5 protein-coding genes and 2 rRNA genes are annotated in these 16150 nt (G+C 38.0%); 6 read left to right on the top strand and 1 reads right to left on the bottom strand.

Annotated elements, in window-relative coordinates; translation table 11 throughout:
• Positions 1 to 11: 11 nt before the first annotated feature.
• Positions 12 to 1367 (bottom strand): APC family permease, encoded by a 1356-nt coding sequence (locus BHY08_RS08175; protein ID WP_276325598.1) that lies wholly within the window; start codon positions 1365 to 1367, stop codon positions 12 to 14.
• Positions 1368 to 1464: 97 nt separating this feature from the next.
• Here BHY08_RS08175 and BHY08_RS08170 point away from each other — a divergent pair, with 97 nt between their 5' ends.
• The 6 genes from BHY08_RS08170 (at position 1465) to BHY08_RS08145 (ending at position 16110) form a co-directional block, all read left to right on the top strand.
• The gene (locus BHY08_RS08170; RefSeq protein WP_084657231.1) at positions 1465 to 5085 is read left to right on the top strand and encodes a PD-(D/E)XK nuclease family protein; all 3621 of its coding nucleotides are present in this window, start codon (positions 1465 to 1467) and stop codon (positions 5083 to 5085) included.
• Positions 5078 to 8824, top strand: a complete 3747-nt coding sequence (gene addA / locus BHY08_RS08165; protein ID WP_071457398.1) for a helicase-exonuclease AddAB subunit AddA — start codon at positions 5078 to 5080, stop codon at positions 8822 to 8824. The genes BHY08_RS08170 and addA overlap by 8 nt, the downstream gene beginning before the upstream one ends.
• Before the next feature lie 68 nt (positions 8825 to 8892).
• Positions 8893 to 9717: a DUF975 family protein gene (locus tag BHY08_RS08160; RefSeq protein ID WP_071457397.1), complete on the top strand. Its 825-nt coding sequence runs from the start codon at positions 8893 to 8895 to the stop codon at positions 9715 to 9717.
• Between the two features lie 239 nt (positions 9718 to 9956).
• Positions 9957 to 11078 (top strand): DNA polymerase IV, encoded by a 1122-nt coding sequence (dinB, locus tag BHY08_RS08155; protein WP_071457396.1) that lies wholly within the window; start codon positions 9957 to 9959, stop codon positions 11076 to 11078.
• Positions 11079 to 11410: 332 nt separating this feature from the next.
• Positions 11411 to 12969: ribosomal RNA gene (locus BHY08_RS08150) — 16S ribosomal RNA — on the top strand.
• A gap of 229 nt (positions 12970 to 13198) precedes the next feature.
• Positions 13199 to 16110 (top strand): 23S ribosomal RNA (locus BHY08_RS08145).
• Together the 16S and 23S rRNA genes form the textbook arrangement of a ribosomal RNA operon.
• The last annotated feature ends 40 nt before the right edge of the window (positions 16111 to 16150 follow it).

The raw sequence follows: 16150 nt of genomic DNA, 5'->3' as shown, positions 1-16150 counted from the left end.
ATAGAGTGTTTTTATTTATTTAACAAATTTTGTCTATTTTTCTTAAAGGTGATGTATCCCATTAAACAAAATAAAAAGCAAATACCAAATGATACAAATTCAAATATAGGATTTTCATAGAAACCACCAAACAGAATAATTAATCCACCAACAATAGCTAAGATAGGAGAAATAAGTCCTGTGAAGGTTTCTTGGATGTCTTTATCTAAATAAAGTTGAATGACTTTAAAATAAAGAGCCATATACCACATGTAACCAAAAACAATGGCAATTTCTCCAATATCACCTAGTCCCATTAGTTGGAACGCTTGTGTGATGTAGTGAATGATAAACCAACCACATCCAGTTAATAGGGCAATAATAGCTGAAGTACTAACAAATTTTTTATGATGATAATCGTTTATAATTTTTTGACTGTTTGGTAACATATTTTTTGTTGCTAAAGCATAAGGCATACGAATATGTCCTAAGGTTACGCCATTAATGACACCAAATAGCGCAACTAAGATAAAGAGTAAAATTACTTTTTGGCCAATATGACCAAATAGCATTTCACCAATTTCCATGACAGCACCTTCACCCATTGATAAAATATATTCTGGTCCTAATATATGTGTTAATCCTAAAAAGTAAGACAGATAAACGACCAATACAATAACTGGTCCAAAACACAACGCTTTTTTCATCGTGTGACTACCACCTTTTACTTCGTGAGAAATAGATAGAGCAATAGGCCAACCATCATATGAAAAAGCCATTGGAGCTAAGGCGGCTAACCAACCAAGTCCAACATCTGTTGGCTCAATAAGTGTGGCAGTAGTAGGGACAGTGGGAACATCTTTTGTCCAGAAAATAGCGATTAATCCAATACCAATTAAAGGAATTAGTTTCGTGATGGTTGAAATAATTTGAAACCATCCAGCAAATTGACTAGATACGATATTTAATAGATAGAAAAAAACCATATAGCAAAATCCAATACCCATTTGATAGGGAAGAGTTTGTGGCAAGTTCAGTAATAGTGTTGTATAAGTTCCAGCGGCCCATGAAACCACGACACAAATAGTTGGAAAGTATAAAAATGTTTGATACCAACCAAAAGCACTAGCTACTGGTTCTGAAAAGAATTCTTCAAAATAAGCAACCATTCCACCGTTTTTAGTGGTGCGTTCAGCTAGGTTTGTCAAAGATAGGCTACCAAATATAATACATAATGCCCCAATGATAAAAACTAACACACCTAAGAAAATGTTACCTCCGGTAAAAGCTAGGATGTTTCCTACTTTGAAAAAGATTCCAGACCCTACACAAATACCGATAATCATCGCAATTGCGGTCCAAAGACCATATTGTTTTTTCTCGTCGATAATAAAACCTCCATTTCAATATTAGCAATATATCATAAATAACAATTAATTCAATGAAAATTTCATGAATTATAAAGAAGTAATGAGAGAGTTTTAAATGATGAGATATGTTAAAATTAAGGAGATAAATAAAGGGATTGAGGTGTTTATATTGAGTCTCCAGTTTGTATTAAATACAGCAGATGAAGACATTGTAGAAGACTTACTAACCATGTCAGGTGAATGGCTAGATAAATCTATGCATCATGAGGTATTTTATTTAGTGCCTAACCATGTCAAATTTGAAACAGAGATTAACGTGCTGAAAAAAATGCATACGCTACCTAAATTCAGTACACAACAATATATGGCAAGCATGAGACTACAAGTGTTTAGTTTTTCTAGGCTTGCGTGGTATTATATGCAGCAAACAAAAAGTTATCAAGCAACTAGACTAAGTGATTCAGGGAAGTTTATGTTGATTAGAAAAAGTTTGATCACATGTAAAGATGATCTAGTCTTATTTAAACGTGAAGTAGATCGCCCAGGATTTATTCAGCAGTTATTAGATTTGTTTAATGAATTGCAACAAGGCAATATTTCCCCGTTTGAATTAAAAGAGGTAATAGAAAGTGTGGATACTCTTGAGTCAACGAATCAAGAAGACTATGTCACAAAATTAGTGGATATTCAGTTAATCTATCAAACATATCAAGATATGTTGATATCACATCATATTGCTGATAAAGATTTATTGACGGAACTCGCTTTATTTTTACAAGATAAAGATTTATCACATGTTCAATTTATTGTATCAGGATTTACTAACTTTACAGCGATTGAAAAACAACTAATCGAGACTTTAATGCGTGTTGCTGGTGAGGTGAAAATGAATTTTGTTCTAGATCAGGCACCAAAGGACAATACACTAGATAGTTATCAATTATTTTATAATACATCAAGAATGTATCAAGACCTTTATCATGTAGCAAGAGAAAATAGTATTCCTGTGATGTTTGATTACCGAAAAAAAGTAGCCAATATGACACCAATGAGACAACTTGCAAGTGAATGGCAGAACCTCCAAGAATTAGTCCCTAAAAAATTAGAAGACAATCTTGTAACGAACGTATTATCATTATGGAGTTGCACAGATACATATCAAGAAGTGAAAGCAATCGGAACAAAAATTAGAGAACTAGTTTCTACTGAAGGATATCGTTACGAAGAAATTGCCTTAATTAGTCGAGATATCGAAACGTACACGTCTGAAATTATGTCAGTATTTGATGATATGGACATTCCTTATTACATTAATGAGGAAGAAGACATGGTAAATCACCCGTTAGTAGAATGGTTACGTTCACTCTTTAAAATAGATGAGTCGTTTTATCAATACAAAGATGTCATGCGTTTTTTAAGAACAGAGCTGTGTTTTCCTGATGTTGAATTGACAAAAGATTTTGAAACGTGGGAAGAAAAGATGCAAGCCTTTAGACAAGCGGTTGACTACACTGAAAATGTGGTCTTAGCTTATGGCTATAGTGGATCTGACTGGATAAAAAAATCTGATTGGGAATATGTGACATATCAATACGATACGGATGAAGAATCTTTAGACAACGAGCAAATCATTCAAGAGCAATCAAATGATATTAGGCATTTAATTCGTGATTACTTGCCAAATTTTTTCAAAGAAATCAAACAAGCAACAACCACTAAAGAAGCTATCGTATTGTTTTATCAGTTTTTATTAGCTATTGGGGTAGATAGACAATTGCAAGCGATGCAACAACAAGAAATAGAACGTGGTAATTTAACCGAAGCGAAAAATCACGAGCAAACTTGGCAAGCATTAATGGATTTAATGGATGAATATTATAACGTATTAGGCGAAGATGTTTTTGAATTTGAGATATTTAAAGAAATCTTACTTAGTGGGTTAGAAGGGGTTAGCTATAGTAAAGTCCCAGCTTCGATTGATGAAGTCGTGGTAACATCTCTTGATAGAGTACGTGCTAAAAAATATCGTGCGACGTTTATTTTTGGTGCCACAGATCAAGTGCTACCTAAAAAAATTGATAATAAAACATTGTTAAGTAATGAAGAAAGAGATGTCTTTTCACAATTACTAAGAGCAGATAGCTTTTTAAATAATAGTTTAACTGAATCCATGGCAAACGAGCCGTTCATTTTTTACTTAGCTTTATTATCAGCGACAGAAAAAATTGTGCTAAGTGCACCGAAAAATCGCGATCAAGTAAAAGATGTCAAAGTCTCACCATATGTTGAGCAACTAAGCCGTCATTTTACTATACCAATCGAGCATAAAGAAGCAGGATTAGTAGCTGATGAAACAGTACTAGACTCTATTTCTACAGATAAAATCCTACTAAGTGATTTAATAGGGGCGTATAGAACGTATGAAGAAAATAAAGAATGTGTACCGTGGTTATTCTTACAATTAGAAAAACGTGTTCACAAAGAATTACCAGTGGCGTCAAAACGATTGTTTGCTAGTCTGACACATAAAAATATTCCAGAAACATTGGATAATCATTCAGTTGATACATTATATGGTGACACGATTTATGCGTCTGTTTCTAAAATCGAGAATTTTTACCAGTGTCAGTACAAATACTTCTTACGTTATGGTCTTGGTTTACAGGAAAGAGAGCAGTTTGAGTTATCACCAGCTGCGGCGGGAGAATTTTACCATGAAGCACTAGATTTATTCTTTAAGGAATTGATTAAACAAAAAGTACAACTGACAAATATGACGGATGACGAGGTCAATCGTTTGGCACAAACAGTGTTACAAGAAGTGCTGGGAGATAAGCGTTTTTCTATTTTATCAACGACCAATCGTATGAAATATGTGTCTTATCAGCTTGAAAAAACAATTCAGCGAGTTTGCTTATCGTTAAAAGAACAAGCAAAAAGAAGTAATATGACGCCAATTCAAACAGAAGTTTTATTTGGAGAGTCTTTGAAACAAGCTGGATTAAATAGTTTAGAAATTGTTTTAAATAATAAAAAGAAAGTCAAAGTTAGAGGGAAAATCGACCGTTTAGATAAAATGGTCTTAGAAGATGATATTTATTTGAGTGTTGTGGATTATAAATCAAGTAAACATAATTTTGATTTTGTTGACGCTTATTACGGTTTAGCTATGCAGATGATTACGTATCTTGATGTTGCCTTAACCAATGCTGTTGAATTAGTTGGACAAACGGCAAAACCTGCTGGGGCATTATATATGCATATCAAAAATCCTGTCATCAGTGTTGACGAAAAATTTTCACTTGATACCTTAGATGAAAGGTTATTGGAGGAATACAAGTACAATGGTTTATTGGTTGAAGATGAGTTGATTTTAGAAAACTTAGATAAAACCATAGATCCACAAGTTAAATCATTAGTGTATCCTTATCAGCAACTAAAGAGCGGCAAAATGAAGTCGGCAAGTTTTGTTTCGTCTGACGACTTATCTAGTTTAGTCACGCATAACCGTGAAAACTTTAAAGAAGCAGGCGAAAAAATATACGAAGGTAGTACAAAATTAAACCCAGCTTATAAAGAACAAAAGAGGATAGCATGTGGATTTTGTCCTTATCGTAGTGTCTGTCAGTTTGATGTGATGCTACCAGAAAATAATTATCATCGTTTAGAATCACTAGACAAAGAAATGATTATCGAAAAAATACAAACAGAGCTAAAGGAGGAGACAAATGAGTAAAGTGAATATCCCGTTAAAACCCGAAAGTAGTCATTTTACAGACAAGCAGTGGCAAGCTGTTTATGATTCTGGGGATAATTTGTTGATTTCTGCTTCTGCTGGTTCTGGTAAAACAACGGTGTTAGTAGAACGTGTGATTCAAAAAATAAAATCTGGTGTCAATGTCGATGAGTTATTAATTGTAACGTACACTGAAGCAGCAGCAAAAGAGATGAAACAGCGAATAAAAGTGGCAATCCAATCAGCCATTACCGAAGAAGTCGATACCAAGCAAAAAGAACATTTGGTCAAACAATTAGGTTTATTACCTACAGCTACGATTAGCACATTGCATGCTTTTTGTTTACGAGTCATTCAAAAATATTATTATTTGATTCATATTGATCCAGTTTTTCGATTACTAACCGATGAAACAGAAAATCTCTTGTTAAAAGAAGATGTTTGGGATGAATTAAGAGAAGAATTATATGGTGAGGAAAGAGAAATTTTTTATCAATTAACAGAGAATTTCTCAAATGATCGTAATGATAATGGGGTTATGGAACTCATTTTTTCTCTACATCTTTTCGCTCAAGCCAACTCAGAGCCACAAAAATGGTTGGATGACTTACTCATTAATTATCAGTTAAGTGATAGTTTAGTGGCGTCATCACTGTATCAAGACTATATGAAACCTCAGCTGATGAACCAGCTTGTGTTAAGTCAAGCGACTGTCGATGAGCTAGTTAATCGTTGTCAAGGTGATGAAGAATTGAAAAAAACTCTCGAAACAATGATGAGTGATAAAGAAATGATCGATACACTGTTATCTTTATTCTCTGATGATCGATTGGATGAGTTTTATGAGTATCTAGCTAGCATATCTTTCTCACGAATTAAAGCACCATCTAAAAAAACAGCCTCTGAAGAAGTGATGGAGGAGTACCAAGAGATAAAATCAACTCGTGATGAAGTGAAAGATAGTATCTCAAAAATACGTAAACAATACTTTAAGCAAAGTCCAAAAGAGATGTTAGAGATACTAGAAGTTTCACTACCATTGATTCACGAGTTAATCCATGTAACCAAACAGTTTATTGAACGATTTACAAAAGAAAAAGACACACGGCATGTGCTCGACTTTAATGATTTGGAACATTTGACACTGGCTATTTTACGTAAATTTGAAGACGGTAAATGGGTCGAGTCGGAAGCAGCGACTTATTACCGTCATAAATTTAACGAGATATTAGTTGATGAGTACCAAGATATTAACCGACTACAAGAAACGATTTTATATTGGTTACGCCGTCCTACAAAGAATGAAGGAAACTTGTTTATGGTAGGGGACGTAAAACAATCAATTTATGGTTTCCGTTTAGCTGACCCAACTCTTTTTATAGAAAAATATGAGCAGTTTGCTACAGAAGATGATGGTCGTAGAATTATTTTGGCTGAAAATTTCCGTTCGCGAAGTAACGTACTAGATTTTACCAATTTAGTTTTTACTCAATTAATGGATAAAGAACTTGGTCAGTTAGATTATGATTCTAGTGCTGAATTAATTGTTGGAAATAAATCTTATCCAGAAAGTCAGGATTATGATACGGAATTATTGATTTATCAAACGGAATCTGAAGATAAGGTAGAAGACTCTTTAGAATTTCAATTAGACGGAAAAACAGAAGGCGAACTGCGTTTAGTTGCACTAAAAATCCGTGAACTAATAGATGGAAAGTTCCCATTGTTTGATAAAAAAGAAAAAGTGACTCGTCCGATTTCTTATAAAGATATTGTGTTACTGACACCAACTAAGAAAAATAATTTAGATATTCTTGATATTTTTAAAGAATACGATATTCCATTGATGGTTAATGACACACAAAACTATTTTCAAGCGACTGAAATCAAAATCATGATTTCACTTTTACAATTGATAGACAACCCATATCAAGATATCGCATTAGCGGCAATATTACGCTCGCCAATTGTTGGTATCGGGGAAAACGATATGGTTTTAATTAAAAGTTATGATATGCAAGGCTATTATTATGATGCTCTGAAACAATTTTTGAAAGAAGCTGACTCAACAACTGAGTTATACCAGATAATTGAGACCTTTAATCAACAATTTAACGAATGGCGTGAACTAGCAAGAAGGAAACGCTTGGTTGAATTGATATGGCGTATCTATAAAGACACAGATTTACTTGATTATGTGGCGGGACTACCTTCAGGAGCTCAAAGAAAAGCCAATCTACATGCGTTGTATCATCGTGCATCTAGTTATGAAGAGATGAGTTTTAAAGGACTTTTTCAATTTATTCGCTTCATTGAAAAAATGCAGCAAAAGAACAAAGACTTAGCTGAAGCATCTAATATCAATGAAGAAGCTGATGCTGTAAGAGTCATGACTATCCATGCTAGCAAGGGGTTAGAATTTCCTGTTGTCTTTTTACTAGATATGACCAAACAATTTAATCTAATGGATGTAAGACAACGAAAATTTGTATTTGATGAAGAACTTGGTGTGGGAATAAAGTATAAAGATGTAACCAAACGTGTAGAATATGATACCTTTCCATTTAGTTTGATTAGAGAGCACAAAAAACAAAAGCTATTAGCTGAAGAGATGCGAAAATTATATGTAGCCTTAACTCGTGCCGAAGAAAAATTATATCTAGTTGGTTCCTATAAAAGTATGGATGCAGCCTACAAAGAATGGCAAACAACCGCACAAACAGATCATATGGTGTTACCAACAGCAACAAGACAATCAAGTTATACTTTAATGGATTGGGTTGGGATGACGTTAGTTAGACATCCAAGGTTTGCAGAATTCTTTCCGGATAGTGAAATTTCTGTTCTACCAGGACTAAAAAAACATCCCGGTAATTTTTCCATTCATTTTTATGAGGAAGACGCTATTCTAGCTAATTACACACTACAACAAGATGAACAAATCGAGTATAAACAATCTGATATTGAACCAAATGTGCAGTTACTTAAAGAAGTGGTTGATCGACTGAATTATTCTTATCCAGAAAAAGATGCCACAATGACAACAAGTTATCAATCAGTATCAGAAGTAAAACGATTATTTGAAGATCCGGATATGAAAAATTTACCAACGCTTGATTTTTCGAAAAAACGACAAATAAAAGCTCATCGTGAAGTTGTAAAAGAGATGGCAAAACCAGAGTTTATGCAGGGTGATGTTGCTATTGAGTCAACAGACATCGGATCGGCTATTCATTTACTATTACAAATGCTACCTTTAGATAAACAGCCCACGATGAGTGAACTAGAAGAATTAGTTCAGCACTTCGTTGATGAAGATGTATTTACAAAAGAATTAGCTAGCAGGTTACCTATAAAACTTATTGAGACGTTTTTTAAATCAGATTTTGGTCAATACATGATTGATCATCATAAGGTCATTAGGCGAGAGCAACCTTTCTCTTTATTATTACCAGCTAAAGAGTTGTATCAAGATTATGTGACAAAGAAAAATGATAAAGTGTTGATTCACGGGATTATAGATGGTTTTATTTTAACTAATGACGAGCTTATTTTATATGATTTTAAAACAGACTATGTTCCTAAACAACGAACACAAAAGGATCTAGAGAAATTAAAAGACAGGTATAAAGGTCAGATGACACTTTATAAATTAGCTCTAGAAGAAATCTACCAACGCCCCGTTACGTCATCTAACTTAATACTATTGAATAGTGGAGATATTATAGAAATGATATAAAAGATGTTCATTTATTTAAAAAAGTGATAAAATAAATTTTAAATTAAAAAGGAGAAGGGTGCGATAGGATGTATAAGTCATCTAAAGAGCTAAAACAACAGGCGAGGGAATCGTTAAGAGGGCGTTGGAAAGAAGCCGTTGCATTAAATTTGATTCCATCCATTATTCAAATAATTTCGATGCTTCTGGTAATAGGAATCACGATATTTATTGGGTTGATGGCGACGGATAATAGAGATGTAGTCGATAGTAATTATCTTAGCACGCAACAAGAATACACATGGGAAGATGAATATGATGATGATTCTTTTAGTTCAAATGTTTCAGAGGTCTTTGCTTCAGTAACATCTATCCCCTTTGCTAGTCCAATTATGAGTTTTGTCATGACTTTTTTAACAATTGGTATTTCTTTTACGTTTCTTGATGTTATTCGAAAAGGTAAAGAAGCAGAGCTGTCATTTAGGCAATCTTTTCGATTGTTTAATGGTCATGACTTTGTACCAGTTTTATTAATTAATGTTTTGACTTATATTTTCCGATATTTATGGTTATTACTGTTTATTATTCCAGGTATTGTCAAGGGTTATTCATATTCACAAGCTAATTTTATTTATAAAGACTTAGCAGCTACAAGAGATACTCGTAGTATGGGAGCAACATCATTTATTACTGAAAGCCGTGACTTAATGAATGGTCATAAAAAAAGATTATTTTGGCTAGATGTTAGTTTTTTAGGTTGGTATCTTCTAGGTTTGTTGACAGTAGGGATAGGTTTCTTATGGATAAACCCATATATAAATGCAACAAAAGCAGCTTTCTATGATGATTTATCTAAAGGGAAATTTTTAGAAGATGTTGTGGAAGAAGATGATGAAATTTGGACGAATTTCTAAAGAATGAGATTATTCTCATTCTTTTTTTAGTGTATTGATACCATATAGTCAGATTTATTTAAGTCTTAAGTCGTATGATGGATGGCATACCAATTATCCCGAATTGGTTTTTGACTTCTATTTAAGTTTAGATAGAATCATTTACAACCTTCATTTCCACTAGAGCGACGGCTTTGGTGGTTTTTTTGTGTCCTCATGATATAATAAAGCGAACGCACATTCTATTAGGAGGGCAAATAATGTCAAATGGATTGAAATTTCCGTTAATAAATGATTTATCAAGAAAAATTATTCATATTGATATGGACGCTTTTTATGCTTCTATAGAAGAAAGAGATAACCCAAAGCTCAAAGGAAAACCATTAGTCATCGCAAAACACCCCAAAGATACAAACGGTCGAGGTGTGGTGACAACAGCAAATTATGAAGCAAGAAAATATGGGATTCATTCGGCTATGAGTGCCAAGAAAGCTTATGAATTATGTCCACATGCCACATTTGTAGCAGGCAATAGAGAGTACTATTCGGAAATATCGAAACAAATACATGAAGTATTTAAAGAATATACTGATATTATTGAACCTTTATCTTTAGATGAAGCATACTTAGATGTGACACATAATAAAAAAGGAATTAAAAGTGCGATAAAAATCGCTAGAATGATTCAATCCGATATATATGAAAAAGTCCAATTAACTAGTTCTGCTGGTGTAAGCTATAATAAATTTTTAGCCAAGATAGCATCAGATTTTGAAAAACCAAAAGGATTAACACTTATCCTGCCAGAACAAGCACAAGAGTTTTTGCTTGAGTTACCAATAGAAAAATTTTATGGCATTGGAAAGAAAACTATTCCGTTAATGCATGATCTAGGGATATATACAGGGAAAGATTTATATAACATTCCAGAAATGACCTTGATTGATTTGTTTGGAAAAAAAGGCTACAGCTTATATCGTAAAGTTAGAGGAATCCATAATGATCCAGTAGAAAATAATCGTGAGAGAAAATCAATTGGTAGAGAGAGGACTTTCTCTAAAACGCTAATGCAAGAACAAGATGTTTTGAAAAATATTAGAGAAATGGCTGAAGAAGTGAGTAAGAAGTTAATTGCTAATGAATTAAAAGCTCAAACAATAGTAATGAAGATTAGAAATAATTTATATGAAACAGTAACAAAGCGCATAACAATTAATCATTATATTTATCAATCTGAAGATATATTCTTTTATGCAACTCAGCTATGGGAAGAATTAAATTGGCAAACTATTAATGTTAGATTGGTAGGTGTAACGGTAACAACACTTGATAAACAAATGTATGAAGCGATTGAATTACCACTTTTTATTAAAAAAGGATAGGTTAATATTAATTATAAAAAATTGTAAATAAATTGTTGACGAATTGCGATATAATTGTTATATTAATTCATGTCGCTACGAGCGATACTAAATTATTGAATCAAACCTTTAAAAAACTTTTTAAAAAAAGTTGTTGACAAACGTTTCGATAGTTGGTATGATATAAAAGTTGTTACGGCAACAAAGTTTAGACCTTTGAAAACTGAACAAAGTAAGACAAACCAAATGTGTAGGGCGTTTCTACTATGTAGAAACAAACCATATTTAGTGAATACAATTCGCTAGCAAGTTTTAAACAAATGAGCTTAAACATCGTAAGATGTTATCAACTTTTTATTGAGAGTTTGATCCTGGCTCAGGACGAACGCTGGCGGCGTGCCTAATACATGCAAGTCGAACGCATTTCTTTTCACCGGAGCTTGCTCCACCGAAAAGAAATGAGTGGCGGACGGGTGAGTAACACGTGGGCAACCTGCCCATCAGAGGGGGATAACACTTGGAAACAGGTGCTAATACCGCATAATTGATTTTACCGCATGGTGGAATCATAAAAGACGCTTTAAGTGTCACTGATGGATGGGCCCGCGGTGCATTAGTTAGTTGGTGGGGTAATGGCCTACCAAGACCATGATGCATAGCCGACCTGAGAGGGTGATCGGCCACACTGGGACTGAGACACGGCCCAGACTCCTACGGGAGGCAGCAGTAGGGAATCTTCGGCAATGGACGAAAGTCTGACCGAGCAACGCCGCGTGAGTGAAGAAGGTTTTCGGATCGTAAAACTCTGTTGTTAGAGAAGAATAAGTGATAGAGTAACTGTTATCACCTTGACGGTATCTAACCAGAAAGCCACGGCTAACTACGTGCCAGCAGCCGCGGTAATACGTAGGTGGCAAGCGTTGTCCGGATTTATTGGGCGTAAAGCGAGCGCAGGCGGTCTTTTAAGTCTGATGTGAAAGCCCTCGGCTCAACCGAGGAAGGTCATTGGAAACTGGAGGACTTGAGTGCAGAAGAGGAGAGTGGAATTCCATGTGTAGCGGTGAAATGCGTAGATATATGGAGGAACACCAGTGGCGAAGGCGACTCTCTGGTCTGTAACTGACGCTGAGGCTCGAAAGCGTGGGGAGCAAACAGGATTAGATACCCTGGTAGTCCACGCCGTAAACGATGAGTGCTAAGTGTTGGAGGGTTTCCGCCCTTCAGTGCTGCAGTTAACGCATTAAGCACTCCGCCTGGGGAGTACGGCCGCAAGGCTGAAACTCAAAGGAATTGACGGGGGCCCGCACAAGCGGTGGAGCATGTGGTTTAATTCGAAGCAACGCGAAGAACCTTACCAGGTCTTGACATCCTTTGACCACTCTAGAGATAGAGCTTTCCCTTCGGGGACAAAGTGACAGGTGGTGCATGGTTGTCGTCAGCTCGTGTCGTGAGATGTTGGGTTAAGTCCCGCAACGAGCGCAACCCTTATTGTTAGTTGCCATCATTTAGTTGGGCACTCTAGCGAGACTGCCGGTGACAAACCGGAGGAAGGTGGGGATGACGTCAAATCATCATGCCCCTTATGACCTGGGCTACACACGTGCTACAATGGACAGTACAATGAGTTGCGAGACCGCGAGGTTTAGCTAATCTCTTAAAGCTGTTCTCAGTTCGGATTGTAGGCTGCAACTCGCCTACATGAAGCCGGAATCGCTAGTAATCGTGGATCAGCATGCCACGGTGAATACGTTCCCGGGCCTTGTACACACCGCCCGTCACACCACGAGAGTTTGTAACACCCAAAGTCGGTGAGGTAACCTTTTGGAGCCAGCCGCCTAAGGTGGGATAGATGATTGGGGTGAAGTCGTAACAAGGTAGCCGTATCGGAAGGTGCGGCTGGATCACCTCCTTTCTAAGGATAATTACGGAAAACACATTTTGTCTTTACTTTGTTCAGTTTTGAGAGGTCTACTCTCAAACAAATTGTTCATTGAAAACTGGATAGTTGAAGTTAGACATCAACATAAACCGAGAACACCGCGTTGAACAGTTTCTTTAAAAAGAACTGTGAAATGTATTAATGATTATCTATCGCTAGTTAGTCATTAATTAAAAAACAAGCTAACCGTAAGGTTAGAAAAGGTTAAGTGAATAAGGGCGCACGGTGGATGCCTTGGCACTAGAAGCCGATGAAGGACGGGACTAACACCGATATGCTTCGGGGAGCAGTAAGTATGCTATGATCCGGAGATTTCCGAATGGGGGAACCCAATATCTTTTATAGGATATTATCTAATAGTGAATACATAGCTGTTAGAAGGTAGACGCAGAGAACTGAAACATCTAAGTACCTGCAGGAAGAGAAAGAAAAATCGATTTCCTTAGTAGCGGCGAGCGAAACGGAAACAGCCCAAACCAACAAGCTTGCTTGTTGGGGTTGTAGGACTCAGCTGTGGTAGCTGTTGTGGATAGTCGAATCGACTTGGAAAGGTCAGCCGTAGCGGGTAAAAGCCTCGTAGACGAAATTGACAACACACCTATGAGTATCCTGAGTACGGCGGAACACGAGAAATTCCGTCGGAATCCGGGAGGACCATCTCCCAAGGCTAAATACTCTCTAGTGACCGATAGTGAACCAGTACCGTGAGGGAAAGGTGAAAAGCACCCCGGAAGGGGAGTGAAATAGAACCTGAAACCGTGTGCCTACAAGAAGTTAGAGCCCGTTAATGGGTGATAGCGTGCCTTTTGCAGAATGAACCGGCGAGTTACGATAGCATGCGAGGTTAAGCTGAAGAAGCGGAGCCGTAGCGAAAGCGAGTCTGAATAGGGCGAATGAGTATGTTGTCGTAGACCCGAAACCATGTGACCTACCCATGTCCAGGTTGAAGGTGTGGTAAAACGCACTGGAGGACCGAACCCACGTACGTTGAAAAGTGCGGGGATGAGGTGTGGGTAGCGGAGAAATTCCAAACGAACTTGGAGATAGCTGGTTCTCTCCGAAATAGCTTTAGGGCTAGCCTCGGATTTGAGAATGATGGAGGTAGAGCACTGTTTGGACTAGGGGCCCGTCTTGGGTTACCGAATTCAGATAAACTCCGAATGCCATTCATTTATATCCGGGAGTCAGACAGTGAGTGATAAGATCCATTGTCGAAAGGGAAACAGCCCAGACCACCAGCTAAGGTCCCAAAATACATGTTAAGTGGAAAAGGATGTGAGGGTGCACAAACAACTAGGATGTTGGCTTAGAAGCAGCCACCATTTAAAGAGTGCGTAATAGCTCACTAGTCGAGTGCCCTTGCGCCGAAAATGTACCGGGGCTAAACATGTTACCGAAGCTGTGGATAGAACCTTTGGTTCTATGGTAGGAGAGCGTTCTAAGGGCGTTGAAGCTGGATCGTAAGGACTGGTGGAGCGCTTAGAAGTGAGAATGCCGGTATGAGTAGCGAAAGACAGGTGAGAATCCTGTCCACCGAATGACTAAGGTTTCCTGGGGAAGGCTCGTCCTCCCAGGGTTAGTCGGGACCTAAGCTGAGGCCGATAGGCGTAGGCGATGGATAACAGGTTGAGATTCCTGTACTCGTTTGTTTTGTTTGAACAATGGAGGGACACAGGAGGCTATGAGATCGTGCGACTGGAAGTGCACGTTCAAGCAACAAGTCTTGATAAGAGTCAAATGCTTTTATCTATAAGGACAAGTTGTGATGAGTAGGGAAATAAAGTACCGAAGTCTCAATGTCACACTGTCAAGAAAAGCTTCTAGTTAGAAACAAATGACCCGTACCGCAAACCGACACAGGTAGTCGAGGAGAGAATCCTAAGGTGAGCGAGAGAACTCTCGTTAAGGAACTCGGCAAAATGACCCCGTAACTTCGGGAGAAGGGGTGCTGAACGCAAGTTCAGCCGCAGTGAATAGGCCCAAGCGACTGTTTATCAAAAACACAGGTCTCTGCAAAATCGAAAGATGACGTATAGGGGCTGACGCCTGCCCGGTGCTGGAAGGTTAAGAGGATGGGTTAGCAATAGCGAAGCTCAAAATTGAAGCCCCAGTAAACGGCGGCCGTAACTATAACGGTCCTAAGGTAGCGAAATTCCTTGTCGGGTAAGTTCCGACCCGCACGAAAGGCGTAACGATTTGGGCACTGTCTCAACGAGAGACTCGGTGAAATTTTAGTACCTGTGAAGATGCAGGTTACCCGCGACAGGACGGAAAGACCCCATGGAGCTTTACTGTAGTTTGATATTGAATGTTTGTGACACATGTACAGGATAGGTAGGAGCCGTAGAAGTCGGAACGCTAGTTTCGATGGAGGCGCTGGTGGGATACTACCCTTGTGTTATGACCATTCTAACCCGCACCACTAATCGTGGTGGGAGACAGTGTCAGATGGACAGTTTGACTGGGGCGGTCGCCTCCCAAAAGGTAACGGAGGCGCCCAAAGGTTCCCTCAGAATGGTTGGAAATCATTCGTAGAGTGCAAAGGCAGAAGGGAGCTTGACTGCGAGAGCTACAACTCGAGCAGGGACGAAAGTCGGGCTTAGTGATCCGGTGGTTCCGCATGGAAGGGCCATCGCTCAACGGATAAAAGCTACCCTGGGGATAACAGGCTTATCTCCCCCAAGAGTTCACATCGACGGGGAGGTTTGGCACCTCGATGTCGGCTCGTCGCATCCTGGGGCTGTAGTCGGTCCCAAGGGTTGGGCTGTTCGCCCATTAAAGCGGCACGCGAGCTGGGTTCAGAACGTCGTGAGACAGTTCGGTCCCTATCCGTCGCGGGCGTTGGAAATTTGAGAGGAGCTGTCCTTAGTACGAGAGGACCGGGATGGACATACCTCTGGTGTACCAGTTGTTCTGCCAAGGGCATTGCTGGGTAGCTATGTATGGACGGGATAAACGCTGAAAGCATCTAAGCGTGAAGCCCCCCTCAAGATGAGATTTCCCATTCCTTTAAGGAAGTAAGACCCCTGAAAGATGATCAGGTAGATAGGCTAGGAGTGGAAGTACAGTGATGTATGGAGCGGACTAGTACTAATCGGTCGAGGACTTAACCAAAATAAGCGGTGGACAATTATGATGATAGATAACTTTAACA

The sequence above is a fragment of the Vagococcus teuberi genome (assembly GCF_001870205.1).
GTDB lineage: Bacteria > Bacillota > Bacilli > Lactobacillales > Vagococcaceae > Vagococcus > Vagococcus teuberi.
The sequence above is the reverse complement of the archived record's forward strand: the minus strand, read 5'-3'. Positions and strand labels throughout refer to the sequence as shown.

What these genes read in the sequence shown, in the direction of transcription:
- BHY08_RS08170 (WP_084657231.1), top strand. Translation starts at nt 1,465, where the DNA reads ATGATGAGATATGTTAAAATTAAGGAGATAAATAAAGGGATTGAGGTG.
- addA (WP_071457398.1), top strand. Translation starts at nt 5,078, where the DNA reads ATGAGTAAAGTGAATATCCCGTTAAAACCCGAAAGTAGTCATTTTACA.
- BHY08_RS08160 (WP_071457397.1), top strand. Translation starts at nt 8,893, where the DNA reads ATGTATAAGTCATCTAAAGAGCTAAAACAACAGGCGAGGGAATCGTTA.
- dinB (WP_071457396.1), top strand. Translation starts at nt 9,957, where the DNA reads ATGTCAAATGGATTGAAATTTCCGTTAATAAATGATTTATCAAGAAAA.